This is a genomic window from Micromonospora sp. CNZ286, assembly GCF_014207755.1.
Window position 1 is genome coordinate 6726167 of the sequence record NZ_JACHIZ010000001.1, and the last position, 25467, is coordinate 6751633.

At 71.7% G+C, this 25467-nt stretch carries 20 protein-coding genes; 7 read left to right on the top strand and 13 right to left on the bottom strand.

The window, feature by feature from the left end; all coding sequences use genetic code 11:
* Positions 1-1021 precede the first annotated feature (1021 nt).
* Entirely contained in the window at positions 1022-1900 is an 879-nt protein-coding gene (locus FHX31_RS30325; protein ID WP_071097343.1) for a hypothetical protein, read from the top strand.
* Between the two features lie 2 nt (positions 1901-1902).
* Here FHX31_RS30325 and FHX31_RS30330 read toward each other — a convergent pair whose 3' ends face one another.
* Positions 1903-2895: a D-alanine--D-alanine ligase family protein gene (locus tag FHX31_RS30330; RefSeq protein WP_184977608.1), complete on the bottom strand. Its 993-nt coding sequence runs from the start codon at positions 2893-2895 to the stop codon at positions 1903-1905.
* Positions 2896-2902: 7 nt separating this feature from the next.
* Entirely contained in the window at positions 2903-4216 is a 1314-nt protein-coding gene (locus tag FHX31_RS30335; RefSeq protein ID WP_013477530.1) for an aminotransferase-like domain-containing protein, read from the bottom strand.
* A 282-nt stretch (positions 4217-4498) separates the two neighbouring features.
* Here FHX31_RS30335 and FHX31_RS30340 point away from each other — a divergent pair, with 282 nt between their 5' ends.
* A complete protein-coding gene (locus tag FHX31_RS30340; protein ID WP_013289377.1) occupies positions 4499-5164 on the top strand; it encodes a GNAT family N-acetyltransferase in 666 nt (221 codons plus the stop codon).
* Positions 5165-5172: 8 nt separating this feature from the next.
* On the opposite strand, the gene FHX31_RS30345 is transcribed toward FHX31_RS30340, so the two are convergent.
* The 7 genes from FHX31_RS30345 to murJ form a co-directional block, all read right to left on the bottom strand.
* The gene (locus FHX31_RS30345; protein ID WP_013477529.1) at positions 5173-6333 is read right to left on the bottom strand and encodes an N-acetylmuramoyl-L-alanine amidase; all 1161 of its coding nucleotides are present in this window, start codon (positions 6331-6333) and stop codon (positions 5173-5175) included.
* Between the two features lie 163 nt (positions 6334-6496).
* Positions 6497-6820 carry a thioredoxin gene (trxA, locus tag FHX31_RS30350; protein ID WP_013289375.1) on the bottom strand — a complete coding sequence of 108 codons (324 nt, stop codon included), beginning with the start codon at positions 6818-6820 and terminating at the stop codon, positions 6497-6499.
* A 38-nt stretch (positions 6821-6858) separates the two neighbouring features.
* Complete coding sequence (gene trxB, locus FHX31_RS30355; RefSeq protein WP_114921163.1) at positions 6859-7812, bottom strand: thioredoxin-disulfide reductase; 954 nt, start codon at positions 7810-7812, stop codon at positions 6859-6861.
* Positions 7813-7988: 176 nt separating this feature from the next.
* On the bottom strand, positions 7989-8930 hold the full coding sequence (locus FHX31_RS30360) for a hypothetical protein (protein WP_184977609.1): 942 nt from the start codon (positions 8928-8930) through the stop codon (positions 7989-7991).
* Positions 8927-9631: an RNA polymerase sigma factor SigM gene (sigM, locus tag FHX31_RS30365; RefSeq protein ID WP_184977610.1), complete on the bottom strand. Its 705-nt coding sequence runs from the start codon at positions 9629-9631 to the stop codon at positions 8927-8929. The genes FHX31_RS30360 and sigM overlap by 4 nt, the downstream gene beginning before the upstream one ends.
* A gap of 43 nt (positions 9632-9674) precedes the next feature.
* Positions 9675-11285 (bottom strand): protein kinase family protein, encoded by a 1611-nt coding sequence (locus tag FHX31_RS30370; RefSeq protein WP_030269537.1) that lies wholly within the window; start codon positions 11283-11285, stop codon positions 9675-9677.
* Positions 11286-11695: 410 nt separating this feature from the next.
* A complete protein-coding gene (gene murJ / locus FHX31_RS30375; RefSeq protein ID WP_013477524.1) occupies positions 11696-13444 on the bottom strand; it encodes a murein biosynthesis integral membrane protein MurJ in 1749 nt (582 codons plus the stop codon).
* Between the two features lie 132 nt (positions 13445-13576).
* Here murJ and FHX31_RS30380 point away from each other — a divergent pair, with 132 nt between their 5' ends.
* Together FHX31_RS30380 and FHX31_RS30385 are read left to right on the top strand one after the other, a co-directional pair.
* Positions 13577-15037, top strand: coding sequence for a CCA tRNA nucleotidyltransferase (locus FHX31_RS30380; protein ID WP_013289369.1), 1461 nt, complete (start codon positions 13577-13579; stop codon positions 15035-15037).
* Between the two features lie 176 nt (positions 15038-15213).
* Positions 15214-17250, top strand: coding sequence for a S8 family serine peptidase (locus tag FHX31_RS30385; protein WP_114919171.1), 2037 nt, complete (start codon positions 15214-15216; stop codon positions 17248-17250).
* A gap of 57 nt (positions 17251-17307) precedes the next feature.
* Here FHX31_RS30385 and FHX31_RS30390 read toward each other — a convergent pair whose 3' ends face one another.
* Both FHX31_RS30390 and FHX31_RS30395 read right to left on the bottom strand, forming a co-directional pair.
* Entirely contained in the window at positions 17308-18816 is a 1509-nt protein-coding gene (locus FHX31_RS30390; protein WP_013289367.1) for a flotillin family protein, read from the bottom strand.
* A gap of 25 nt (positions 18817-18841) precedes the next feature.
* The gene (locus FHX31_RS30395) at positions 18842-19384 is read right to left on the bottom strand and encodes an NfeD family protein (RefSeq protein WP_013289366.1); all 543 of its coding nucleotides are present in this window, start codon (positions 19382-19384) and stop codon (positions 18842-18844) included.
* A gap of 81 nt (positions 19385-19465) precedes the next feature.
* Here FHX31_RS30395 and FHX31_RS30400 point away from each other — a divergent pair, with 81 nt between their 5' ends.
* Positions 19466-19945 (top strand): methylated-DNA--[protein]-cysteine S-methyltransferase, encoded by a 480-nt coding sequence (locus FHX31_RS30400; RefSeq protein ID WP_091330524.1) that lies wholly within the window; start codon positions 19466-19468, stop codon positions 19943-19945.
* A gap of 65 nt (positions 19946-20010) precedes the next feature.
* Here the strand turns inward: FHX31_RS30400 and FHX31_RS30405 are convergent, their stop codons facing one another.
* Positions 20011-21090: an inositol-3-phosphate synthase gene (locus tag FHX31_RS30405; RefSeq protein WP_013289364.1), complete on the bottom strand. Its 1080-nt coding sequence runs from the start codon at positions 21088-21090 to the stop codon at positions 20011-20013.
* Between the two features lie 23 nt (positions 21091-21113).
* Positions 21114-21752: a PadR family transcriptional regulator gene (locus tag FHX31_RS30410; RefSeq protein WP_013289363.1), complete on the bottom strand. Its 639-nt coding sequence runs from the start codon at positions 21750-21752 to the stop codon at positions 21114-21116.
* Positions 21753-21927: 175 nt separating this feature from the next.
* Here FHX31_RS30410 and FHX31_RS30415 point away from each other — a divergent pair, with 175 nt between their 5' ends.
* Together FHX31_RS30415 and FHX31_RS30420 are read left to right on the top strand one after the other, a co-directional pair.
* Complete coding sequence (locus FHX31_RS30415) at positions 21928-22374, top strand: DUF5318 domain-containing protein (RefSeq protein WP_013289362.1); 447 nt, start codon at positions 21928-21930, stop codon at positions 22372-22374.
* 194 nt (positions 22375-22568) lie between these two features.
* A complete protein-coding gene (locus FHX31_RS30420; protein ID WP_013289361.1) occupies positions 22569-25391 on the top strand; it encodes a transglycosylase domain-containing protein in 2823 nt (940 codons plus the stop codon).
* Positions 25392-25467 lie beyond the last annotated feature (76 nt).

Below are 25467 nucleotides of genomic sequence, written 5' to 3' on the forward strand. Positions count from 1 at the left end.
AGCCGTCCTGCCGACCCCTATCCGATCAGCGCCTGTGAGCGATCCAGGCGCATTGAGCCGCGCCCCGCCGAACCGGGGAGCACCTGAGCGAGGGTCGCTGAGCCGAACAGTGCCGACCCGAACACTGCCGAACCGGGGAGTGTCGAACCGGCAAACGGCCGAACCGGGAGCGCCGAACCGGAACTGTCGCGAGGAGCCCGGCCAGCGAGCCGGGCTGTGCGGCCCGGCTCAGCATCCCTGGGCCGGATGATGCTTGCTCGTTCGCGCCGCCGTCGATGACCCGGCATCGCTCTCCGGGGCGGCCGGGTGGTCGCACGACTCCAGGGCGGTGGCGAGCCCGATCAGCGATCGAGCGGCAAACCCGAGGCCCGGCAAACCCGAGGCCCGTGCGCCAGCTCGGGCTCGGCCTGTCGGCTCAGACGCGGCTGCTGTTTCACGTGAAACGCGGCGACGGACCCGACGCTCATCCGATCGAGTCCCGGCTGTGCCGGGTGCAAGCGATGAGGCGCGGTGCCGGTCATAAGTCGAGCGGTGGTCGGCGCGGCTCGGTATCCGCGCGGCCCGGCCCGCTCCCAACGAACAACCGCCGGATGGCTCGCCTCGCGACTCACCTGTCGCCGTCGCCCGGAGGCGCCTCGTTCGATCCGCCGCACCCGCCGAGGACGCAGTCACGGAACAGGGTCAGTCGACGCCAGCGAGCCGAGCGACCGCGCCGAGATGCGGGCCGACGCATCCGCCGTTTCACGTGAAACACGCACGAGAAGAAGCCGTCGGCACCCGGTGCGGATCGGTCACCGGATCGTTGGAAGAACGGGCCCAGACGCACCCCGAGTTATCCACAGCGGTTGTCCACAGGCACTCCCCGTTTCACGTGAAACAAAGCGAGGAAACCCTTGCTGAGCAGTGCATGACGCGCTGTGCTGGTGATCTCGGCAGCCTGTGGACAACGCGGTGGACAACCGGTGGGCGGCCAGTGGAACAGGTAGGGACAGGCGTCGCCAACTCGGTTAGGGTCAGCGTCGTGCCGGACACCCCTCCCTCAGTTCCCGACTTCACCCAGTGGCCGTCCTTCCCCTTCGAGGGCGATCTCCGCGTCAAGCAACTCGACGAGCCCGTACCGTTCGAACCTCCCCGCCGCGGCGAGGCGGACCGGGAGTGCACCGCCTGCAACGCGCCCGACGAGGCGTACATCTGGGTCGGTGAGCGGTGGCGCGTCCGCGCCATGGACCGGCCCACCGGCCTGCCGATGGTCCTGATCCTGGAGTCCCGTTCCCACCTGGATCTGGGCGACCTGCCGAACCTGCTCGCCGCCGAACTGGGCGTGATGACCGTCCGCCTGGAGCGGGCCGTCCGCTCGCTCGACGGAGTGGCCCGCGTCCACGTGAACCGGTGGGGCGACGGCTCGGCGCACCTGCACCTGTGGTTCCTGGCCCGGCCGTACGGGCGACTGCAGCTGCGGGGCACGTTCCTGTCGCTGTGGGACTCGATCCTGCCCCCGATCTCCGAGGAGAAGTGGCGGGAGAACCTCGCCATGGTGGCCGCGTGGCTCGCCGAGTTCGGCGGCCGTCCGTTGGCCGAGCCGCCGCGCATCCACTGGCAGGCGCCGTCGAGCCTCTCCCCGACCTCGCCCGCGAACGCCGCTGAGGAGCCCGAGGACGAGGCCGTGTCGGTGATCGAGGCAGCGGACGAGATCCCCGAGTCCGACGCGGCAGCGGGCCTCTCAGACCCCTCGGCGGGCCCGTCGGAGCCCGACCCGGCCCCGCAGGCCGGCCCTGCACCGGAACACGCAGGGGACAGCGCCCCGGACAGCGAAGACGAGGACGAGGCCGGGCCGGACGACGCCGGGCCGGACGACGCCGCGGACGACCGGCCGGACGCAGCGCGTACCCGGGAGAGCTGAGGTCAGCGGCGGGCGGCGGCCCGGGTCACGAGCGTGCCGAGGACCCGGCCGAAGTCCAGCCCGGCGGCCTGGATCGCCAGCGGGAGGAGCGACGTCTCGGTCATGCCCGGTGAGACGTTGACCTCCAGCACGTGCGGGTCGCCTCCGGCGTCGACGATCAGGTCGACCCGGGACACGTCGCGCAGCCCGAGCGCGGTGTGCGCGGCGAGCGCCACCTCGGTCACCCGGGCGGTCGTCGCGGCGTCGAGCCGGGCCGGCGCGTGCCAGGTGGTACGGCCGGCAGTGTAGCGGGCCGCGTAGTCGTAGACGCCGTTGCGCGGCACGATCTCGACCGGGGGCAGGGCCTGCGGGCCCTTGCCGAGGTCGAGCACGGAGACCGCCACGTCCATCCCGGGGACGTAGCGCTCCACGAGCGCGGTCTGGTCGTACGCGAAACAACCCACCATCGCGGCCGGCAGCGACGCCGCCTCCCGGACCACGGCGGCGCCCAGTCCGGAACCGCCCTGCGCGGGCTTGACCATCAGCGGCAGCCCGAGGCGGTCGACGATCCGGTCCAGGACGGCCACCGCGCCCAGCTCGGAGAAACGGTCGTGCGGCAGCGCCACCCAGTCGGGTGTGGGGATACCCGCCTCGCGCAGCACCGCCTTGGCGGACGGCTTGTCCCAGGCGAGGCGGGACGACCGGGCGTCGCAGCCGACGTAGGGCACGTCCCAGAGGTCGAGTACGCCGCGCAGCGAGCCGTCCTCGCCGGTGGCGCCGTGCAGGGCGATCACCACGGCGTCCGGCGGGTCGGCGGTGAGGGCGGGCAGCAACGCCACGTCGGCGTCGCGCAGTTCCGCGTCGACGCCGACGGCACGCAGCGCGTCGAGCACCCGGCGGCCCGACCGCAGCGAGACGTCCCGTTCGTAGGAGAGGCCGCCCGCGAGCACGAGCACGTGCAGCTCGTCGGCGGTGGATCCGGTCACGGGAGGCGGTGCGGCGGGGCTGTCGGACATGCGGGCATCATGCCAAGTCGGGACCGGGCGCGTCCGAGCCGCCCTGGCGACGGCGGGGTCCGGCGCCGCCGACCGCGCCGAAGACCTTGCGCATGGCGATCTCCTGCTCCATCACCCCGGCGAGCCGGCGGACGCCTTCGCGGATCCGCTCCGGCGTCGGGAAGGAGAAGTTGAGCCGCATGTTCCCGGTGCCGGTGCCGTCGGCGTAGAAGCCGGTCCCCGGCACGTACGCGACGCGGGCGGCCACGGCGCGCGGCATCATCGCCTTGGAGTCGAGCCCGTCGGGCAGCGTCGCCCAGACGAACAGGCCGCCGCGCGGTGTGGTCCAGGTGGTGCCCTCCGGCATCAGGTCGGCCATCGCGTCGAGCAACGCGTCCCGGCGCTCGCGGTAGACCTCGCGGTAGACCTTGAGCTGCTGCCGCCAGGGCATGGTGCCGAGGTACGTCGAGACGGCCGACTGCGCGTAGGCGCTCGGGCAGAGGATCTGCGCCTCGCTGGCGATGACCAGCTTGTCGCGGACCGCGTGCGGGGCCAGGATCCAGCCCACCCGCAGGCCCGGCGCGAACGTCTTGGAGAACGTGCTCAGGTAGAAGACCCCGTCGCGCCGCCGGGCCCGCAGGGGCCTGGGCGCCTCACCCTCGAAACCGAGCTGACCGTACGGGTCGTCCTCCACCACGAGCAGCCCGGCGCGCTCGCAGATGTCGAGCACCCGTTCGCGCCGCTCCTCGCTCAGCGTCACACCGGCGGGGTTCTGGTAGGTGGGGATGGTGTAGAGGAACTTCACCCGCCGGCCGGCTCGGGCCAGGTCGGCGATGGCCGTCTCCAGCGCCTCCGGGATGAGCCCCTCGTCGTCCATCGGCACGTGGGCCACCTGGGCCTGGGCGGCCTGGAACACCCCGAGCGCGCCGACGTACGTCGGGCCCTCGGCGAGCACCACGTCACCCGGATCCAGGAAGAGACGAGCGACCAGGTCGAGGGCCTGCTGGCCGCCGACCGTGACCACCACGTCCTCCGGTGAGGCGCCGCAGGAGGCGTCGATCCCGGACAGGGACATCACCTCGCAGATCCGCTCGCGCAGCTCCGGGGTGCCCTGGCCGATGCCGTACTGGAGGGTGGTGGCGCCGTGCTCGGAGCCGAGCCGGCCGAGCATCTCGCCGACCGCGTCGAGCGGCAGCGCCGCGATGTAGGGGGCCCCACCGGCGAGCGAGACGACCTCCGGCCGGCTGGCCACCGCGAAGAGTGCCCGGATCTCCGAGGCGGTCATTCCGCGGACGCGCCGGGCGTACCGGTCGGTGTAGTCGTCGAGCGTCGTGCCGGTCATGGACATCACCTCGATCGGGTGTCGGCGGGGCTGCCGCCCGGTGTGGTACCCGCGATGCCGACATCCATTGGCGGCGGGGGCCGGTTGGTCGATCGTAGTCCCCGGTGACGGTCGCGGCACCGGCCGTGTGGACACGTCCACATCCCGGACCCGCCGTCGGCCGTCCGGGCGAGGGCTCGCGCGTTCACTCCCGTACCGCCGGACGGGGGCGTACGATCGCTCGTCGGGAGCAGGAGGGCGCGGGACTCACCGGCGCTCCGAGCCTAGTGGTGGGGTGCGCTCATGTCGCGACGTCTGGTCAGCCTGACCCTGGACACGCTGGAGGACCTGCCTCGATCCTGCCGGAGCTGCGTCTACTGGGAGCTGGATCCGGTCTCCGCCGAGCGGGCCTGCGCGGCAGGCGACCCGGGCCTGGAGAAGGAGGCGTGGGTCTCCCAGACGCTGCTGGAGTGGGGCTCCTGCGGCAAGCTCGTCTACGTCGACGGCATGCCGGCCGGTTTCGTCATGTACGCCCCACCGGCGTACGTCCCGCGCTCGATGGCGTTTCCCACCTCACCGGTCTCGGCGGACGCGGCTCTGCTGATGACGGCGCACGTGGTGCCCGCCTTCGCCGACGGCGGCCTGGGCCGGATGCTGGTGCAGGGCGTGGCCCGCGACCTGACCAAGCGCGGCATCAAGGCGATCGAGGCGTTCGGCGACGCCAAGTTCGGCGACGACGCGGACGACCCGGCCCGCGCGTGCGTGGCACCCGCCGACTTCTTCCTCTCGGTGGGCTTCAAGACGGTCCGGCCGCACCCGCGCTACCCCCGGCTGCGGCTGGAGTTGCGGACGGCGCTGAGCTGGAAGTCGGACGTCGAGTACGCGCTGGAGAAGCTGCTCGGCTCGATGAGCCCGGAGACGCTGCTGCGGCCGGTCCGCCCGGCACCCGCCACCCGCTCGACGAGCTGAGCCGCGGGTCAGTCGACGACGGTGCCGGCGGCCACGATCGCCCGCAGTTCGCTCACGTCGATCGAGCCGGTCGGCACGTCCCGCTCGATCGGCAGGTACATCCGCTGCACGCCGGCCACGATGGCCTCGACCACCCGGTCCCGGAAGCGCGGGTCGACGAGCCGCGCCCGGTCGTCCGGTGAGGTGAGGTAGCCGACCTCGACGCGTACCGCGGGCATCCGGGTGAGCCGGAGCAGCTCCCATGCCTTGGCGTGGGTACGGCAGTCGCGCAGCCCGGTGCGGGCCACGATCTCCCGCTGCACGAGCCCGGCCAGGCGCTCGCCGGTCGCCGACGTGACGCCGTTGTCGGTGCCGTAGTGGTAGGTGGCCACACCCTCGGCCTCCGGGTTGGCGTGCCCGTCGGTGTGCAGGGAGATGAACACGTCGGCGCCGAGGGAGTTGGCGAGCTGGGCCCGGTCCGCGTCCGGCAGGCAGTCGCCGGGCGACGGACCCCGGGTGAGCTGCACCCGTACGCCGGCGGCGGCGAGCCGCCCTTCCAGCCGGCTGGCGAGGTCGTGCACGAGGTCCGCCTCGCTCCAGCGCAGCGTGCCGTCGGGCACCACCACGCCCGGGTCGGTGCCCCCGTGCCCCGGGTCGATCACCACGGTCCGCCCGATGAGCGTCGGCCCGGCCTGCCGGATGGCGTCGGACTCGCGCAGCCACTGCGGGCGCCCGCCGACCACCTTGCGGCCGAGGCGGCGCAGCGCGTTGACGGTGTGCGGCCCGCACGAGCCGTCCGGTTTCAGGCCCATCTCCCGCTGGAACTGCGCCACCGCGCGGGAGGTGCGGATGCCGTAGATGGCGTCGGCGCGGCCCACGTCGTACCCCATCTCCAGCAGGCGTTCCTGGAGCGAGCGGACGTCCTCGCCGGTCAGCGGCTCGGGTACGGCGTGGTAGAGCGCGCGGGCCCCGAACCGCCAGCGGGCCGCGTCGAGCGCCCGCCAGGTCTCGGCGCCCACCCGCCCGTCGACGCTGAGGCCGCGGGACTGCTGGAAGGCCCGTACCGCGCGTTCGGTCTGTGCGTCGTAGTCGTCTCCTCCGGCCTCGGCGGGAAGAAGTTCCAGGCCGGCGAGGACGGTACGGATCTCGGCCACCGCCGGTCCCTGGTCACCGGGTCGGATCGGACGCACGACGACCCCCCTCTGCACGGACGTTGGCGGACCGGAACTCCGACGGATGCTTACGGAGCGTACCGTGGGCGATACCCGGCGGGTTCGTGTTCATGCAGGTCAGGAAAGCCGCAACCCCCGCCACCGGGCGTGGTGACGGGGGTTGCGGCGGTGCCGGTACGGCTCAGAGCGCCGACTCGATGAGCTTGACCAGCTCGCCCTTCGGCTTGGCGCCGGCGATCGACTGCACGGGCTGGCCGTTCTTGAAGATGGTCAGCGTCGGCACCGACATCACCCGGTAGGCGCGGGCCGTCTCCGGGTTCTCGTCGATGTTGAGCTTGACGATGGTGACCTGGTCCTTCATCTCGCCCGCGATCTCCTCCAGCAGCGGCGAGACCTTGCGGCAGGGGCCGCACCACTCCGCCCAGAAGTCGACCAGAACCGGCTTGTCGGACTGCAGCACGTCACTGACGAAGCTGGCGTCCGTGACCGCCTTGGTTGCTCCCACTATGAACTCTCCTCCTCCGAACCTTGCTCGTGGAACTCTCAGCCCTGGATGGTGGCGATGAACCGCTCGGCGTCCAGCGCGGCGGCGCAGCCGGTGCCGGCCGCCGTGATGGCCTGCCGGTAGGTGTGGTCGACGACGTCGCCCGCCGCGAACACACCGGGCACGCTGGTACGGGTGCTGGGGGCCTGCACCTTCACGTACCCCTCGTCGTCCAGCTCGACCTGACCGCGGAACAGCTCGCTGCGCGGGTCGTGCCCGATCGCCACGAACACGCCCGTGACGTCGAGCACCTTGCTCTCGCCGGTGTGCACGTTGCGCACCCGTACGCCGTTGACCTTGCCGTCGTCGCCGAGGATCTCCTCGACCACGGAGTTCCACTCGACCTTGATCTTCTCGTTGCCCAGCGCCCGGTCCGCCATGATCTTGCTGGCGCGGAACGAGTCGCGGCGGTGGATGATCGTCACCGACTCGGCGAAGCGGGTGAGGAAGCTGGCCTCCTCCATCGCCGAGTCGCCGCCGCCGACCACCACGATGTGCTGGTTGCGGAAGAAGAAGCCGTCACAGGTGGCGCAGGACGACACACCGTGGCCGAGGTATTCCTGCTCACCCGGCACACCCAGCGGACGCCAGGCCGAACCGGTGGAGAGGATGACGGCGTGCGCGCGGTACGCGGTCTCGCCCACCCACACGGTGCTCACCGCGTCGGAGCCGATCTCGCCGGTGTCCTTCAGCTCGACCCGCGTCACGTCGTCGGTGAGGAACTCGGCGCCGAAGCGCTCGGCCTGCTTGCGCATGTTGTCCATCAGCTCGGGGCCGAGGATGCCGTCCGCGAAGCCGGGGAAGTTCTCCACCTCGGTGGTGGTCATCAGCGCGCCACCCGACTGCACGCCCTCGATCACCAGGGGCTTCAGGTTGGCGCGGGCGGCGTAGACCGCCGCCGTGTAGCCGGCCGGACCGGAGCCGATGATGATCAGGTTGCGGACCTCGTCCACTGCCGTCTCCCGATGTGTGTGTTCGTCACCGGTCGCACCGATGTCGATCCCGAGTGCCGACGGCTCAGGGGCGCCGGCGCCTGACTTGCAGAACGTCATCGTACGAAGCGGGGATTCCCGAGCCGGTCATCCGGTGGGTCAGGTCACGTGGCGGGACAAGCGTCGTGACCGCGTTTTCACCCTACCCGCGTCCGGAACCGCGTGTCCGCGCCGGACCCGGGTACTCCGCACTCCGGCCCGCTCACCCAGCCCCAGCGGGCGCCGCCCGCGTCCGCGAACGTCACCACGAGCGCCGGTGCGCCCTGGAACCGGGCGTAGTCGACCATGTTCACGGTGAGCGGCCCGGCGCCGTGCTCGACCCCGATCGCGGTGAGGCACGCGGCGAGGTTCTCCGGGCGGGTCAGGCGGTCCAGCCCGCCGAGGCCGCTGAGGCGCTGACTGTCCATGGACAGGGGCGTCTCCGCGCCGTCCTTCGCCGCGCCGGACGGACCGGCCATGTCTCCGGGGATCGACTTCGCTCCGGCGGGCGCCCGGGCGCCGGCGAGGCGTTCCGGCGTCCAGTCGGTGCCGCTGCGCACTGCCGGTCCGGTGGTCCGGTACGGCGCGCCGACCATCGGCGCCGCCTCCCGGGCCGCCTGGTCGGCCGTACCGCTGTCGCCCGGGTCGGCCATCCGGCCGACACCGAGCCCCACCGCGGCGACCGAGGCCGCGGCCAGCGCCACCGGCCCGGCGATGCGGGCCCAGCGCCGGGGACGACGACCGGGGCCGCTGTGCCGGTCGGGACGGGGTGCCGTGCCGGGTGGCCGGCTCGCGCCGCCGGACTGCGCCGGCACGAGCGGCGTACCGTCGCGCAGCGCGGGGCCGGCGCCGGCGAGCGCCGCGGTGATCCGGTCGGCCACCGCCTGCGGCATCTCCGGCGCGGGGGCCGCGGCCCAGCCGGCCAGGTCGGCGCCGACCAGGTCGATCGCGTCGGCGAGATTCTCGTACGCGGCACGCCACGTCGGGTCCTGCTCGACCAGCCGTGCCACTGTCGCCTGCTCGGGGGTGCCGTCCAGCGCCCCGCCGAGGTAGTCGGCGAGCAGGTCGTGGTCGACCTCGCTGAACTCCCGGGAAGTCACGGCTCCTCCTGGCTGACGGCCTGACGGGACGCTCCCGACGAGGATCCGACGCCCTCGGGGCGTCTGCGGTTCCCGGAGGTGAGCCGCGGCACGTAGGCGGCCGGTGCGTCGGCGCCGGTACGCAGGTGCCCGAGCAGCACGGCGAGGCGGGCCCGGCCGCGGGCGCACCGGCTCTTGACCGTGCCCTCGGCGACCCCGAGCATGGCGGCGACCTCGGCCACCGGGTAGCCCTGCACGTCGACCAGGACCAGCGCGGCCCGCTGTTCGGCGGGCAGTGCCGCGAGCGCCTGCCGGACCACGAGCGCGGTGTCGTGGTCGTGGGACGGCGCGGCCGGTTCCGGACCGCCGGTGTGCCGGCCCGGTTCGCCGTCGGTGTGCACGCCGTCGGGCAGCGGGACGGTGGCGTGGGTCTGCCGCCGCCGGATCCGGTCCAGGCAGGCGTTCACCACGATGCGGTGCAGCCAGGTGGTGACCGCCGAGTCGCCCCGGAACCGGGCTGCCGCTCGATGCGCCGACAGCATGGCGTCCTGGAGGGCGTCGGCGGCTTCCTCGCGGTCGCCGATCGTCCGCAGCGCGACCGCCCAGAGGCGGTCCCGGTGCCGTCGGAACAGCTCGGTGAAGGCGTCCCGGTCGCCTGCCGCGTGTGCCCGGAGCAGCTCCAGGTCGGAGCGGCCGGGCTGCGCGCCGTCGCGTTCCGCCATCACCACATCCGGCGGAGGTGGCGCGGCGGGGACGGCGGCCGGGTCACGAGCCCTGGACCACGATCTCCTGGACGCCGAGCTTCCAGCTGTTGCCGCTGTCCTTCGCCGGCAGCTTGGTGATCCAGAACAGCAGGTACTGGTACTTCTGGTCCGGCTCGAAGGCGTTGAAGATCATCTTGGTGCCGCCGTCCTCGTTCGCCGGCCCGATCAGCGTCGAGTAGGCGTTGACGAGCTGCTTGTCGCCGGAGGAACTGGACGGGAAGTCGCCGCGGGCGCCGGTACGCAGCTCCACGGTGGCACCGGTGGCCGAGAGCGTCGCCTCCAACTGCTTGACCGTATGCGGGGCGCCCAGGTCGATCCAGACACCCATGCCCTTCTTGAGACCGCCGAACTTGCCGTTGTTGCGGTAGCTGTTGGTCTCCCAGCCCTCGTCGTCGTTCCCGTCGATCACCTTCTCGGCGTTGCGCACCTCGGCGCGGTCGCCGTCCGGGTCGATGATCCGTACGTCCTGGATGGTGAGCTTGCGGACCTGCGCGGCGGGCTCGGCGCCGCCCCCGGTGGCCGGCGCGCTGTTCGACGGCTGGGCGACCGGCTCCTTGTCGCCGTCGTCGCCACCACCGAGCGCGTTGATGCCGATGAGCAGCCCGACCAGGGCGACCGCCAGCAGACCGGCGATGCCGATGGCGACCTTGCGACCGCCGGCCGCAGCCAGCGGTGAGGGTTCCTCGCCGGGCTCGGCGGTGAAACGCAGCGGACCGGCCTGCTCCAGGAACTGCTCGTCGGCGGGGATGTCGAGCCGGCTCAGCTCGGCGGCCAGCACGTCCGACGACGGCGGAGGGATCTCCGCGTCGAGCAGGTCCATGGTGAGGTCGTCGAGGTAGGCCGGCACACCGGCGCGCATCTGCCGTGGCGCGGCGATGGCGCCGCCGGCGTCCCGGACGGCGTCCGGCAGGGCGGCGCGGCCGTGCCCGGCGGTGGCGCCGTGCAGCGGGGCCTCGCCGTGCGGCCAGTGCCCGGTCAGGGCGAAGTAGAGCACCCCGCCGACCGCGCGCAGGTCGTTCTCCTGGCTGTCCGCGCCGTCGGTACGCGCGTCGGCGAGCACCACGCGGCCGTCGTCGCTGATCATGACGGTGCCGGGGTGGAGGTTGCCGTGCACCATGCCGGTGGCGTGCACGGCGGCGAGGGCGCTCGCGACGGCGTTGCCGATCGCGGTGGCCCGGGCCGGGTCCAGCGGCCCGTCGGCGGCGACCAGCTCGCGCAGCGACTGCCCGTCGACCCACTCGCGGACCACGTAGGCCCGGTCGTCCTCGTCGATCGCGTCGTAGACGCCGACCAGGTTGGGGTGGATGACGCGGCTCGCGGCGACCGCGGCCTGAAGCATCTCGGTGGCGGAGTCGCCACCCGGGTAGCGGAGGACCACGGCGACGGGACGGCGGAGCACCACGTCGACACCGCGCCAGACCAGCCGGCCCGCGCTGTCGTTGTTGATGTGCTCGACCAGTTCGTACCGCTCCGCGAGCAGCTCACCGACAGTGGGAGCACCGAAGGTCACGACCGCAGGAGAGGTCTCCTCCGCTTCCTGACCCTCGCCGACCTGGGTCACCCGTCCTCCCTCGGTGATCGCGTCGATCGATGGACCCGTGCTGCTGGGCATGTGGCTTCCCGCTCTGCCTTCGGTGGAACGGCCGGCGGTCTCGACACCCGCGCCGATCCCGGTCGTACCCGTCGAGAGCGACCTTACCCGGGATGCCCGGTTCTCCGACATGTCATCTTCCCGCTGTGACCGGCCGGAAGGCCAGTCGCCACGGGCCCCGGCCGGGTCGCCCGCCCACCCGGCGGGCGAGCCGGACACGCACCGTCAATCTAAAGGTTGGCGGCAACGAGGCGGCACAGGGGCGTACCGGTGCGGAGACGGGGAGGTTTTCCCCGCCCCGGCCTGCGCTCCCTCGTCCGTACGGTTGGTTGTCCACAGGCCGAGAGGCCCATTGGACGGCGGAATTCCAAGTTATCCACAGCCGTATCCCCAGCCTGGTGATCCTCGTTCACCGTCGGTCACCGAGGGGGTCAACGCCCGAGGCGCCGCCGGACCATCCCGACCACCTCGGTGATCTCGCCGATCCGCAGCACCATGGCGAGCCCGAGATAGGTCGCGCCGATCGCCGCGCCGCCGATCACCAACTGGACCGCCGCGGCGAGCCAGCTCAGGCTCGCCGGGTCGCCGGGGAGCACGGCCACCACGAGTACGCCGACGAGCGCGGCGCCGAGCGCCGCCACGACCACCCGGCCGAGCGTCCGCATGATCCCGCCCAGTCCGATCCGGCCCACCCGGGGCCGCAGCAGCATCGCCGAGATGATCGCCGCCGCCAGGTACGACACGGCGTTGCCGAGCATCATCCCGGCGGCCGCGAACGTGTTCGAGAAGAGCAGGAACAGGCCCACCTGGAGCAGGACGCGCAGCGCCACCACCGGGATGTTGATCAGAGCCGGGGTACGGGTGTCCGGCAGCGCGTAGAACGCGAAGGTGAAGAGCTGGCTCACCGCGAACGGCACCAGGCCCAGCGCCGCCACGAGCAGCACCGTCGAGGTGGCCACCGCGTTGTCGCCGGTGAACGCGCCGTACCGGAACACCACCACCGAGATCGGGGCGGCCAGCACCGCGTAGCAGACCGCGATGGGCGCGAGCACCGCGGTGACCATCCGGGTGCCGCGGGACAGGTCGGCGGTGACGTCGTGGAACCGGTTCTCGGACGCCGCCGCGCTCATCCGGGGCATCAGCGCCGTGATGATCGAGACCGCGATGATGCCGTGCGCCATCATCAGCAGCAGGAAGACGTTGTTGTAGATCAGCAGGCCGGCGTTCTCGCCGTCCCCGCCGGTGGCCCGGTTGAGCAGGTTGACCACCACGAAGAGGCCGAGCTGGTTGACCGCGACGTAGCAGAACATCCAGGCGCCGAGCCGGGCCAGCTCGCGCAGCCCCAGCTCGCGGAAGTCGAACCGCGCCTTCCACCGGAAGCCGACCTTGCGCAGCGCGGGCAGCAGGCCGACCGCCTGCACCGCCACGCCCAGCAGCGTGCCGCCGCCGACCAGCAGGATCCGGTCCCAGCCCACCTCCTCGGGCCGGAGGCCGGTCGCGCCGAAGACGACGATGTACAGGCCGAACGTGCCGATCGAGACGAGGTTGTTGAGGATCGGCGCCCACATCGGGGCGGCGAAGTGCCCCCTGGTGTTCAGCACCGCGGCGATCAGCGCGCTGATGCCGGTGAAGAACAGCATCGGCAGCATCAGGTACGACAGCCGGGTGACGAGCTTGGTGTACGCCGGATCGTCGCCGCCGGCCGCATACACGGCGGTCAGCACCGGGGCCAGCAGCACCGCGATCAGCGCGGTCGCGGCGAGCGCCAGTACCGCGAGCGTCAGCAGGCGCTGCGCGTACGCCTCGCCCCGGTCCGCGTCGATCTTGCGGCGGCGCACCAGCACCGGCACCAGGACGCTCGTCAGCACGCCGCCGAGCAGGAACTCGTACACCTGGTTGGGCAGGAACTGGGCGGTGGTGAACGCGTCGCCGACCATCGTGCCGAGCGCGGCGCCGATCATCAGGTTGCGGATGAACCCCGTACCCCGGCTCACCAGGCTGCCGATCGCCATCACCGCGCTGTTCGCCGCGGCGCTGGTCTCGGCGACCACCTCCTGCGGCGGTGCGACGGCCTCGACGCCGGGCTGGTTCAGTGGCTCGGCCGAGATGAAGGTGGCGCCGTCGTCCGGCGGCAGGCCGCCGCCGTGCGCGTTCGCGCTGCGGTAGAGCCCGCCGCTCATCTGCCAGCCTCCAGGGGGTACGTGGCGATCGGGCCCGGCCGGCCCCGCCCAACCGGAACCTTAGTCAACCCGGACCCGTTACCCGCGCCCGGCGCGGTCGATCCACCTCCGGCCCGATAGGCTGGCGATCCCATGTCCGAAGCCTCCGCCTCCCACGCCGCCGACCGCCGCGAACTGACCGCCGCGCAGCGCAACGCCGTCGCCGAACTGCTCCGAGTCTCACCGGTCGCCGACGAGCTGGGCCGGCGCTTCGCCCAGGCCGGTCACGAACTGCACCTGGTGGGCGGATCCGTCCGCGACGCGCTGCTCGGGCGGCTCGGCAACGACCTCGACTTCTGCACCGACGCCCACCCGGACGAGACCATCAAGGTCATCCGCGGCTGGGCCGAGTCGATCTGGGAGACCGGACGCGAGTTCGGCACCATCGCCTGCCAGCGCGACGGCCTCAACCTGGAGATCACCACGTTCCGCGCGGAGGTCTACGACCAGGTCAGCCGCAACCCGGTGGTGCAGTACGGCACCAGCCTGACCGAAGACCTCAAGCGCCGCGACTTCACGGTGAACGCGATGGCGGTCAGTCTTCCGGACCACCGGTTCACCGACCCGTACGGCGGACTGGCCGATCTGGCCGCCAAGATCATTCGTACCCCGGGAACGCCGCAGGAGTCGTTCCGCGACGACCCGCTGCGGATGCTGCGCGCGGCCCGGTTCGCCGCGCAGCTCCGCTTCGCCGTCCACCCGGACGTCCGCGCGGCGATGACCGAGATGGCTGCGGACCTGGACCGGATCACCGCCGAGCGAATCCGGGACGAGTTCACCAAGCTCCTCTGCGGCGCCGACCCGATCACCGGGCTGCGCCTGCTCGTCGACACCGGGCTGGCCGAGCGCTTCCTGCCCGAACTGACCGGGCTGAAGCTCACCATCGACGAGCACGCCCAGCACAAGGACGTCTACGAGCACACGCTCACGGTGGTCAGCAACGCCATGTCGATGGAGTCCGACGGTTGCGACTTCGTGCTGCGGATGGCCGCGCTCATGCACGACATCGGCAAGCCCGCCACCAAGGCGGTCGGCGCGGACGGCCGGGTCAGCTTCCACCACCACGAGGTGGTCGGCGCCCGGCTGACCAAGAACCGGATGAAGGCGCTGCGCTACTCCAAGGAGATCACCTCCCAGGTGGTCAAGCTGGTCGGGCTGCACCTGCGCTTCTACGGGTACGGCCGGGGCGAGTGGACCGACTCGGCGGTCCGCCGGTACGTCACCGACGCCGGTGACCTGCTGTCCCGGCTGCACAAGCTGACCCGCTCCGACTGCACCACCCGCAACCGGCGCAAGGCCGCCCAGCTCGCGGCCGACTACGACGCGCTGGAGGAGCGGATCGCCCGGATCGCCGCCGAGGAGGACCTGGCCCGGGTCCGGCCCGACCTGGACGGCAACGCGATCATGGAGCTGCTCGGCGTACCGCCGGGGCCGGTGGTCGGTCGCGCCTGGCAGTACCTCAAGGAGCTGCGGCTGGAACGCGGGCCGCTGGACCGCGACGAGGCCGAGGCGGAGCTGCTGCGCTGGGCGCGCGACGAGGGCATCACCGGCTGAGGCCGGCGCCGCGGATCTGACGACGATACGCCGGCGTGTCGACCGAACGGTTGACCCGCTCCGGTCGATGTCTCCCGCATGATGAGTCATCGGCAGCCGCCGAATCGACAGATGCGGCTGTTCTGATTCATCCGCCCGTCCGATCCGGACGGTCGCTGGACACGGGGAGACAATTCGTGACACGTCGTGGCGGCTTGCGCCGCTCCGCCCTCGTGGGGCTCGCCCTCACCAGCGCCACCTCCATCCTCTGCGCCACCGTCGCCGGGCCGGCCCTCGCCGACCCGAAGCGACCGTCGGTCCGTGGCGCCGGCACGGCCGAGGCGGTGCCCGGCCGCTACATCGTGGTCCTCAAGAAGGGCAAGACCACCCCGGCCAAGGTGAAGTCCGCTGCGTCCGCGCTGGCCGGCGAGCACGGCGGCACCGTCCGCCGGGTCTTCGGCAAGGCGCTGAACGGCTACTCGGCCACCATGGACGCCCGGCAGGCCGCGCGGCTCGCCGCCGACCCGGACGTCGAGTACGTCCAGCAGGTCCAGCGCTGGAGCACCGCGGGCACCCAGACCACCCCGCCGTGGGGCCTGGACCGCATCGACCAGCTCAAGACCCGGACCGACGGCAGGTACACCTACCCGTCGACCGGCGCCGGCGTGACCGCGTACGTGATCGACACCGGCATCGACATCGACCACCAGGACTTCGGCGGGCGCGCCCGCAACGGCTACGACGCGGTCGAGCAGGACGACGTCGCGCAGGACTGCGACGGGCACGGCACGCACGTGGCGGGCACGATCGGCGGTACGACGTACGGCGTCGCGAAGGCCGTCGACCTGGTCGCCGTCCGGGTCCTCGACTGCTCCGGCCAGGGCGACACCGAGCAGGTGATCGCCGGCATCGAGTGGGTCACCACGAACGCCACCGGGCCGTCCGTGGCGAACATGAGCCTCGGCGTCGACCGCGTCGACCAGGCCGTCAACGACGCGGTCGCCCGCTCGATCGCCTCCGGCATCACCTACGCGGTAGCGGCCGGCAACAGCATGCAGGACGCCTGCGGCTCCTCGCCGGCGAGCGTGCCCGCCGCCATCACCGTCGGGGCCACCGACCGGGTCGACATGCGCGCCTGGTTCTCCAACTACGGGCGCTGCCTGGACCTGTTCGCCCCCGGCACCGGCATCGTCTCGGCCAAGGCCGGCACCAGCGCCGGCTCGGAGTCGATGAACGGCACCTCGATGGCGTCCCCGCACGTGGCGGGCGCCGCCGCGCTGCTGCTGGAGGAGCACCCGGGCTGGTCGCCGCAGCAGGTGCGCGACTCGGTCGTGACCACCGGCATCGGCGGCGCGGTGCACGACATCATGGGCTCCACCGACCGGCTGCTGCACATCGGCTCGGCCGTGACGGCCCGCGGCTCGTACGGGCTCAAGGCCCGGGTCAACGGCCGCTACGTCACCGCGGAGAGCGCGGGGACGAAGCCGCTGATCGCCCGGGGCACCTCGATCGGCGCCTGGGAGAAGTACGACGTGGTCGACGCCGGCGGAGGCCTGTTCGGCCTGCGGGCGCGGGTCACGAACAAGTTCGTCACGGCGGAGAGCGCCGGGGCGAAGCCGCTGATCGCCCGCTCGGCCACCATCGGCGCGTGGGAGAAGTTCCAGATCGTCGACAACACCGACGGCACGATCAGCCTGAAGGCGGCGATCAACGGCAAGTACGTCACCGCGCCGAGCGCCACCTCCCCGCTGATCGCGAGCAAGACCGCGATCGGCACCGCCGAGAAGTTCGACTTCGACGCCCCGGCACCCCTCGTGAGCATCAAGTCGGTGGCCAGTGGCAAGTTCGTGACGGCGGAGAACGCCGGGGCGAAGCCGCTGATCGCCCGCTCGGCGACCGTCGGCGCCTGGGAGAAGTACGAGCTGGTGAACGTGGGTGACGGCTACGGCACCTTCGGTCTGAAGGCCCAGATCAACGGCAAGTTCGTGACGGCGGAGAGCGCCGGGGCGAAGCCGCTGATCGCGCGGGGCGCCTCGATCGGCGCGTGGGAGGGGATGTCGTTCCTCGACTACAACGCCGACGGCTCGGTCTACCTGTACGCGAACATCAACGAGAAGGCGGTCACCGCCGGCAGCGCCGGCACCAGCCAGCTCATCGCGAGCCGGACCATCGACTGGAACAGCCCGACCCTCGGCCTGGGCGCGGGCGAGAAGTTCGTCGTCGCCGTGCTCTGACCCGTACCACCGCACGACGCCCGCCGGCTCCCGAGGGGAACCGGCGGGCGTCCGTCGTCACGGGGTGACCGTGGTGCCGTCCACTGTGGTCTTGCCGTTGTGCTGGGCGCTGCTGCCCAGCCGCGCCAGCAGCCCGGCCAGGTCGATGCCGGTCAGGTCGCTGCCGAGCTGGAGGCCCTGTGCGACGTTGCCGGCCACGGACTTGGTCAGCGAAGACGCGCCGTCGGTGGAGATCACCGTCATCTTGTCGATCGCGCCGATCGGGGCGCTGGCCGCGCCGACCACCTCGGGCAGCACCTTGACCAGCAGGTCCAGCACGGCCGCCTCGCCGTACGCGGCGAACGCCTCGGCCTTGCGGGCCATCGCGTCGGCCTCGGCCTGCCCCTTGGCCAGGATGGCCGCGGCCTCGGCCTGGCCCTCCCGCTCGACCGCCTCGGCGATCGCGGAACGACGGCGCTGCTCGGCCTCGCCCTCCTTGGCGCCCTCGATCGCGTTAGCCTCGGCCAGCGCGGCCCGCCGGGCCCGCTCGCCCTCACCGGTGAGGCGGGCCTGCTCGGCGGAGGCCTGCGCGGCGGCGATGGTGGCCTGCCGCTGCGCGTCGGCGTTGAGCACCGCCGCGTTGCGGGCCGCCTCGGCCTCCTGCTCGACCTTGTACCGGGCCGCGTCGGCCGGCTTGCGCACCTCGGTGTCGAGCTGGCGCTGCTTCAGCTCGGCGTTGCGCTCGGCCACCTTCTGCTGCTCGGAGAGGATCGCCTGGTCCCGCTCGGCCTGCGCGAGCGGCCCGGCCGCCGCCGACTTCGCCTTCGCCGCGTCGATCTCGGCCTGGATGCCGGCCTGCTTGAGCGCCAGGTTCCGGTTCGCCTCGGCGATCGCCTCCTCGGCGAGCAGCCGCTCCTGCTCGGCCTGCTGCCGGGCCCGCGCCTCGGCGATGGCCGCGTCCTTGAGCACCCGGGCCGCCTCCGGCCGGCCCAGGTCCTGGAGGTAGGAGCCCTCGGCCGAGATGTCCTGGAGCTGGAACGTGTCGAGCACCAGGCCCTGGTTGGTCATCGAGTGCTCGGCCTCCTCGGCGACCGCGCTGGCGAACGCCGCCCGGTCCCGGATGATCTCCTCGACGGTGAGCCGCCCGACGATCGAGCGCAGCGCGCCGGCGAGCACCTCGCGGGTGAAGTTGTCGATCTCCTCCTGCTGGTTCAGGAAGCGCTGGGCGGCGGCGCGGATCGCGTCCTCGGTGCCGCCGACCTTCACGATCGCCACGCCGTGCAGCTCGGTGCGGATGCCCTGCTTGCTCACCGCGCCGCGGATGCTGACGTCGATCCGGCGGCTGGACAGGTCGAGCGACTGGAGCTTCTGCACCACCGGCAGCACGAAGACCGAGGCGCCGAGCACGACCTTCTGGCCGGACATGTCGGTGGAGCGGGCTCCGTCGGCGGACTGGGTGGTGCGGCCCTTGCGGCCGGTGACGATGAACGCCTGGTTCGGCCCGGCCACCTTGATCCGGGACAACACGAAGAGGACGAGGACGACGGCGAGGAGGACCGCGCCGCCGATGGCGACGAGCAGGGGCATGGGCGTTCCCGTCTGTGTGGTGGTGTCAGTAGGTCTCGACGTGCACGCTGGTCTCGCTCAGTGCTTCGACCACGAAGATCCGGGTGCCGACCGCGATCGGCCCGTCGGCGCGGGCGTTGAGCTTCACCGGCTGGCCGGCGAGGCGTACCCGCACCTCGCCGTAGCCGCCGCTGGGGATCGGCGTCACCACCAGGCCGATCGCGCCGGCCAGGTGGTCGCGGGTGGGTGTGGCGTCCGTGCGCATGTTGCGGGCCGCGCGGCTCAGCCGCGCCGCCAGCCAGCCGGTGGGCACGGCGGCGAGCGCGCCGCCGGCCACCGCCGCCGCGATCATTCCGGGGGTACGACCCCCGAGCAGCTCGTTGACGATCGCGCCGCCGAAACCGAACGCCCCGGTGAACCCGGCGGCCGCCTCCAGCGACACCGGCCCGTCGACGTCCGGCTGGCCGAGGTGGAGCACTCCCGAGCCGAGCAGGGCGAGGGTCAGCACGCCGACACCGATCCCGCCGATGATCAGGAAGATGAGCGTCCCGGTGGCCATGACCTGCACGGTATCGACGCCGTGCAACATCGACTTCGCTCAGCGGTCGTCCAGCCCGCCCTCAGGGAACCGGCCGGGGAGAATGTCGGCGTGGGCGCGACAATGGGTGGCATGCGCTGGACCGTGCTCGACTCCCCGATCGGCGAGTTCTCCGTCGGCACCGACGACGACGCGGTGCGCGGCGCGCACTTCGGCCGGGTGGACGGGGCGGCCGGCGAACCCGGCGACGCGGTGGCCCGGCTGGCGGTGGCGGAGCTGCGGGCGTACTTCGCCGGTGAGCTGACCGAGTTCACCGTGCCGGTGTCGGCACCCCGGGGCTCCGAGTTCGAGCGCGCCGTGTGGCGGGAGATGACACGCATCCCGTACGGGGAGACGAAGACCTACGGCGAGGTGGCGAAGGCGGTCGGAGACCCCGGAGGCGCCCGGGCGGTCGGGGTGGCCTGCAACCGCAATCCGGTGCCGGTGATCGTGCCCTGTCACCGGATCGTCGGCGCAGGCGGCAAGCTGGTCGGCTTCGGTGGCGGGCTGCCGCGCAAGGTGACGCTGCTGGAGCTGGAGGCGTCGGTGGCCCTGCGGCGAGCCTGGTCCTGACGTACGCGAAGAAAGAAGGCCGGGTCCGCGCGGACCCGGCCTTCCTTCTTGTGCGTGTCAGAGCGTCAGCGCTCGATCTCGCCGGCGATGAACGCCTCGACGGCGGCGTGCGCGTCGTGGTCGGCGTACTGCTCCGGCGGGGACTTCATGAAGTACGAGGAGGCGGAGAGGATCGGGCCACCGATCTTCCGGTCCAGCGCGATCTTCGCGGCGCGGACGGCGTCGATGATGACACCGGCCGAGTTCGGCGAGTCCCACACCTCGAGCTTCAGCTCCGCGTTGAGCGGGGTGTCACCGAAGGAGCGGCCCTCCAGGCGGATGTACGCCCACTTGCGGTCGTCGAGCCACGGCACGTGGTCGGACGGGCCGATGTGCACGTCGCTCTTGCTCATCTCGTGCGGGATCTGGGAGGTCACCGACTGGGTCTTCGAGATCTTCTTCGAGACCAGGCGGTTGCGCTCCAGCATGTTCATGAAGTCCATGTTGCCGCCGAAGTTGAGCTGGTACGTGCGCAGCAGCTCGACCCCGCGGTCCTCGAAGAGCTTCGCCAGGGCGCGGTGCACGATGGTGGCACCGACCTGGCTCTTGATGTCGTCGCCGACGATCGGCAGGCCGGCGTCGGTGAACTTCTTCGCCCACTCCGGGTCGGAGGCGATGAAGACCGGCAGGGCGTTCACGAACGCGCAGCCGGCGTCGATCGCGGCCTGGGCGTAGAACTTGTCGGCCTCCTCGGAGCCCACCGGGAGGTAGGAGACGACCACGTCGACCTGCGCGTCGCGCAGCGCCTGCGCCACGTCGACCGGCTTGGCGTCCGACTCCTCGACGATCTCGCGGTAGTACTGGCCGAGACCGTCGAAGGTCGGGCCGCGCTGCACGGTGACGCCGGTCGGCGGCACGTCGCACAGCTTGATCGTGTTGTTCTCGCTGGCGACGATCGCCTCCGCGAGGTCCATGCCCACCTTCTTGGCGTCCACGTCGAACGCCGCGACGAACTTCACGTCCGAGACGTGGTAGTCGCCGAAGGTGACGTGCATGAGACCCGGGACGCGGTCGTTCGGGTCGGCGTTCCGGTAGTACTCCACGCCCTGTACGAGGGACGAGGCGCAGTTACCCACACCGACGATGGCGACGCGGACGGAGCCCATAGCGTCTGCCTCCTTCTTCTTCATCACGGCCGCTCTTTCCTGGACGTTCCAGGCGTGGGCGGGCTGTCGTTGTCTCCTCGGCCACCGGCCGTCCCGGGTCGCGGGTCGGCGGGGGCCCGGCCGGAGCGCTCGTTGGCGATGAGCTCCTCCAGCCAGCGGACCTCGCGCTCACAGGCGTCGAGCCCGTGGCGCTGCAGTTCCAGGGTGTACGCGTCGAGGCGCTCGGCTGCCCGGCCGAGCACGTCACGAAGACCTTCGCGACGTTCCTCGATCTTGCGGCGACGACCTTCCAGGATCCGGAGCCGGGTGGCCTGGTCGGTCCGGGCGAAGAACGCGAAGTGCACGCCGAAGCCCGTGTCGTCGTACGTCTCGGGTCCAGCCTGCGCTATGAGCTGGGCGAAGCGTTCCTTGCCCTCCGCGGTAATGGTGTAGACCACCCGACCGCGTCGGCTGGTCAGCGCGGGAACCTCCTCGGCGGTCGCGGGTGTCTCGGCGGCTTCGGCGATCCATCCCGCCGCCTGCAGCCGACGCAGGGTCGGGTAGAGCGAGCCGTAGCTGATCGCCGCCCGGATGGCACCGAGCTTGGCGGTCAGCTCCTTGCGCAGCTCGTAGCCGTGCATCGACGCCTCCTGCAGGAGGCCGAGGATGGCGAGCTCGAGCACGGGCCATCCCCTCTTTTCCCCCTGCGCGGAGCGCTAACCACCGCGATGTATCGAACCGATACATCGCACGTTAGCGGAGAGGTGAGGGTGGGGCAAACCCCTGCTTACGCGACGCGATCATCACGCATCGTGACCATGGTCGCTTGGGTTCGCGGGAGCGCGTACCCTTTGCCGCATGCGTACGCAGCGCCAGGTCGTCGACTACTCGCTTCAGAAGCGAGCTGTGCTGCGTGAACTGCTCGCCGGGCGGATCGGCACGTACGACGTCTGCGACGCCTCGCCGTACCTGAAGAACGCTGCTCGCTTCCACGGCGAGCCGACCGACCACCGCTGCCCGATCTGCCGCAGCGAGAACCTGATCCACGTCCACTACATTTACGGTGACGAACTCAAGCAGTCGGCCGGCCAGGCGCGTACCCGGGCCGAGTTGCCCGTCCTGGCCATGACGCTGCGTGAGTTCCAGGTGTTCGTGGTGGAGGTCTGCCCCGGCTGCGACTGGAACCATCTCGTCGAGCAGTTCCTGCTCGGTCGGGACGGTCTCGCTGGCGAGGCGGAGGACGCGGACGAGTCGGTCGCGGCCAACGGCTCCACCCCTCGGCGAAGGCGAGAGGCGCAACGGTGAACGCGGCTGTCCCGATCGCTGCCGGCCCATTCCCCGGGCGGCAGGATCGACAGCCTTTACGCGTAATTGGTCCGAATAGATCGGATTTGACGGGCGATCGCTGGCACGGCCGGCGGGTAACGTCCCGTGTTCCAGCTCACGGCAACCCGGTGGCGGCGCCCCCGCGCCCCACCGCGACCGGCAGGGTGTGAGGAATGAACTACGGCGATCCCAGTTCTTCGCGCGGGCGGGCCCAGATCCCGGGCCCGAACGGCGACCCCGGTTCCGAAGGGAGCCGGGGCGGGAACGGTTGGTCCGGCGCGGCTGAGGGCGGCGCCTCGGCGCGCGCCTCCGCGACACCGTACGGCGCGGGCGGCCGGGCCTCGGTCGGTGGCGCTCCGGCGCCGCGCGGGGCGGCAGGCTCGGCCTCGGTCGGCCGGGCCGGCGCGGGCGGCCGGGCCTCGGTGCCCGTCTCGCCGGCACCCGGCGTCTCCGGACGCGCGGGCGCCGGCCGGGCGTCGGTGCCCGTCTCCCCGGCCGCTCCGGCCGGACGCGCCTCGGTGGGCGCGGCGAGCGTCGGCGCGGCCGGCGTCGGCGGGCGTGCGAGCGTGGGCGGACGCGCGAGCGTCGGCGCGGCGGCCGTCGGTGGCCGCGCCCGGGTGCCCGGCGCCGCCGGCGGCGGTCCCGGTGGTCCCGGCGGTCCGGCCGGCCCCGGCCGGCGTGGCCGCGGCGAGGACCCGGCGCGCGCGAAGAAGCGCCGCCGGATCAACATCCTGATCGCCGGCTTCGCCGTGTTCATCATGCTCGCCGGCATCGGTGTGGTGAGCTTCACCTGGTACTCCACCAAGGTGGTGCTCCCGGAGGACACCATCCCGCCGCTGTCCACCACCATCTACGACTCGAGCGGCCAGGCGATCGCCCGGATCGGCGACCAGAACCGCCAGCTGGTCACCATCGACCAGATTCCGGAGCACGTCCAGCACGCGGTCGCCGCGGCGGAGGACCGGAACTTCTACAAGCACTCCGGTGTGGACTACAAGGGCATCGCCCGGGCCGCGTGGAACAACCTCACCGGCGGCGACAAGCAGGGCGCCTCGACCATCACCCAGCAGTACGCGCGCAACGCGTTCGAGAACCTGAACCAGGACACGTACGGCCGCAAGGTGAAGGAGGCGATCCTCGCCTCCAAGCTGAACGACAAGTACGACAAGCGCGTGATCATGCAGCACTACCTGAACGTCATCTACTTCGGCCGTGGCGCGTACGGCATCCAGGCGGCGGCGCGGACCTACTTCGGCAAGGACGTCAAGAGCCTGACCGTGGCCGAGGCCGCGGTGCTTGCCGCACTGATCAAACAGCCGGAGCCGAGCGCGACCCACCAGGGCTACGACCCGGCGATCAACCCGACCGCCGCACTGGACCGGTGGAACTACGTGATCAACGGCATGATCACGGAGAAGTGGCTGGACGCGCCGAACACGCCGCAGCACCCCACCGAGTACCCGAAGAACATCGCGAAGCCGTCGAAGAACAGCGGCGGCGGCTTCGGCATCGACACCCCGTACGGCAACATCGTCAACTACGTCTCGCAGGAGATCCGCGAGATGAACCTCTGCACCGACAACGAGGCCGAGGCGACCGAGAAGAAGCCGCTCTGCGCCAAGGCGCTGAGCCGGGGTGGTTACAAGATCACCACCACGATCAACCGGAAGATGCAGGAGGCGGCGCTCGCCGCGGCCCAGCGGGCCAAGAAGGGCTCCGAACTCGCCGGCCAGCCGCCGAACCTGATGGCCGCCGTGGTGGCGATCGACCCGAAGACCGGGCGGGTGCTCGCCTACTACGGCGGCGACAACGGCACCGGCACCGACTACGCCGGGAAGAACGTCGACAACGGCGTGGTCAGCGGCGGTCACTCGCCGGGCTCAAGCTTCAAGATCTACACGCTCGCCGCCGCCCTGAAGGAAGGCATCTCGCTCAAGTCCCGGTGGAAGGGATCGGCGTTCACGCCGAAGGGCACCAAGTTCAAGGTCAGCAACGCCGGCGCGGACAAGGTCTCCTGCGGTGACTCCTGCACGCTCGAACTGTCGACGCTGAAGTCGCTGAACGTGCCGTTCTACTACATCACCGAGAAGATCGGCCCGGACAAGGTGCTCGACATGGCCAAGCAGGCCGGCGTCACCACCATGTGGCAGACCGACACCAACCCGGCCAAGGCGCACGACCTGACCAAGGCCGACCCGAAGGACCTGGCTCCGTCGCCGTTCTTCCACGTCCTCGGCTACGGCCAGTACCCGATCACGGTGCTCGACCACGCCAACGGCGTCGCCACGTTCGCCAACCAGGGCGTCTACCACAAGGCGCACTTCGTGAAGCTGGTGCAGAAGCAGAACCCGGACACCGGCAAGTGGGACACGGTCGGCGGGGAGAAGCTCAAGGGGCAGCAGCGGATCGACAAGGACATCGTCGCCGACGTGACGTCCGTGCTGAAGCAGTACCCGGGCCAGATCAACAAGAAGCTCGAGGAGGGCCGGCAGGTCGCCGAGAAGACCGGCACCTGGGAACTCGGTGACAAGACCACCCGCAACGGCGATGCCTGGATGATCGGCTACACGCCGCAGCTCGCCACCGCCGTCTGGGTCGGAAACGTCAAGGACCGCAAGGCGATCAAGTACAAGGACGGCCGGGACATCAGCGGCGCCCGGATGCCGGGTGACATCTTCCAGCGCTTCATGAACGACGCTCTCAAGGGCAAGGACAAGGAAGAGTTCCCGCCCGCCGCGAACGTCGGCGACGACGAGGCCGGCAACGGCGAGGTGCCGCCGCCGACGAACGAGCCCGGCCAGCCGGGCGGCCCGAACTGCGACCCGCTGGGTCTGTTCTGCCCCGGCGGCACGCCCGGTGGCGGCAACCCCGGCGGCGGCGACCAGGGTGGCAACAACCCCGGCGGGGGTGGGCTCCCCGGAGGCGGCGGACGCCCCGGTGGTGGCGGTGGCGGCGGTGGGCTGCTGCCGAGCACACCACCGACACGGCAGAACTGACGCGTACCACCTGACGGCGGCGGCCGGACCCGAGCGGTCCGGCCGCCGCCGCGTTTCGCGTACCGGAATTTCTCCG

Bases quoted from the DNA above. Each gene is read 5' to 3' on its own strand.
- FHX31_RS30330 (WP_184977608.1), bottom strand. From the start codon at position 2,895: ATGTCCGACAGCCCCGCCGCACCGCCTCCCGTGACCGGATCCACCGCC.
- FHX31_RS30335 (WP_013477530.1), bottom strand. From the start codon at position 4,216: ATGACCGGCACGACGCTCGACGACTACACCGACCGGTACGCCCGGCGC.
- FHX31_RS30340 (WP_013289377.1), top strand. From the start codon at position 4,499: ATGTCGCGACGTCTGGTCAGCCTGACCCTGGACACGCTGGAGGACCTG.
- sigM (WP_184977610.1), bottom strand. From the start codon at position 9,631: ATGGCGGAACGCGACGGCGCGCAGCCCGGCCGCTCCGACCTGGAGCTG.
- FHX31_RS30370 (WP_030269537.1), bottom strand. From the start codon at position 11,285: ATGCCCAGCAGCACGGGTCCATCGATCGACGCGATCACCGAGGGAGGA.
- murJ (WP_013477524.1), bottom strand. From the start codon at position 13,444: ATGAGCGGCGGGCTCTACCGCAGCGCGAACGCGCACGGCGGCGGCCTG.
- FHX31_RS30380 (WP_013289369.1), top strand. From the start codon at position 13,577: ATGTCCGAAGCCTCCGCCTCCCACGCCGCCGACCGCCGCGAACTGACC.
- FHX31_RS30390 (WP_013289367.1), bottom strand. From the start codon at position 18,816: ATGCCCCTGCTCGTCGCCATCGGCGGCGCGGTCCTCCTCGCCGTCGTC.
- FHX31_RS30395 (WP_013289366.1), bottom strand. From the start codon at position 19,384: ATGTTGCACGGCGTCGATACCGTGCAGGTCATGGCCACCGGGACGCTC.
- FHX31_RS30400 (WP_091330524.1), top strand. From the start codon at position 19,466: ATGCGCTGGACCGTGCTCGACTCCCCGATCGGCGAGTTCTCCGTCGGC.
- FHX31_RS30405 (WP_013289364.1), bottom strand. From the start codon at position 21,090: ATGGGCTCCGTCCGCGTCGCCATCGTCGGTGTGGGTAACTGCGCCTCG.
- FHX31_RS30415 (WP_013289362.1), top strand. From the start codon at position 21,928: ATGCGTACGCAGCGCCAGGTCGTCGACTACTCGCTTCAGAAGCGAGCT.
- FHX31_RS30420 (WP_013289361.1), top strand. From the start codon at position 22,569: ATGAACTACGGCGATCCCAGTTCTTCGCGCGGGCGGGCCCAGATCCCG.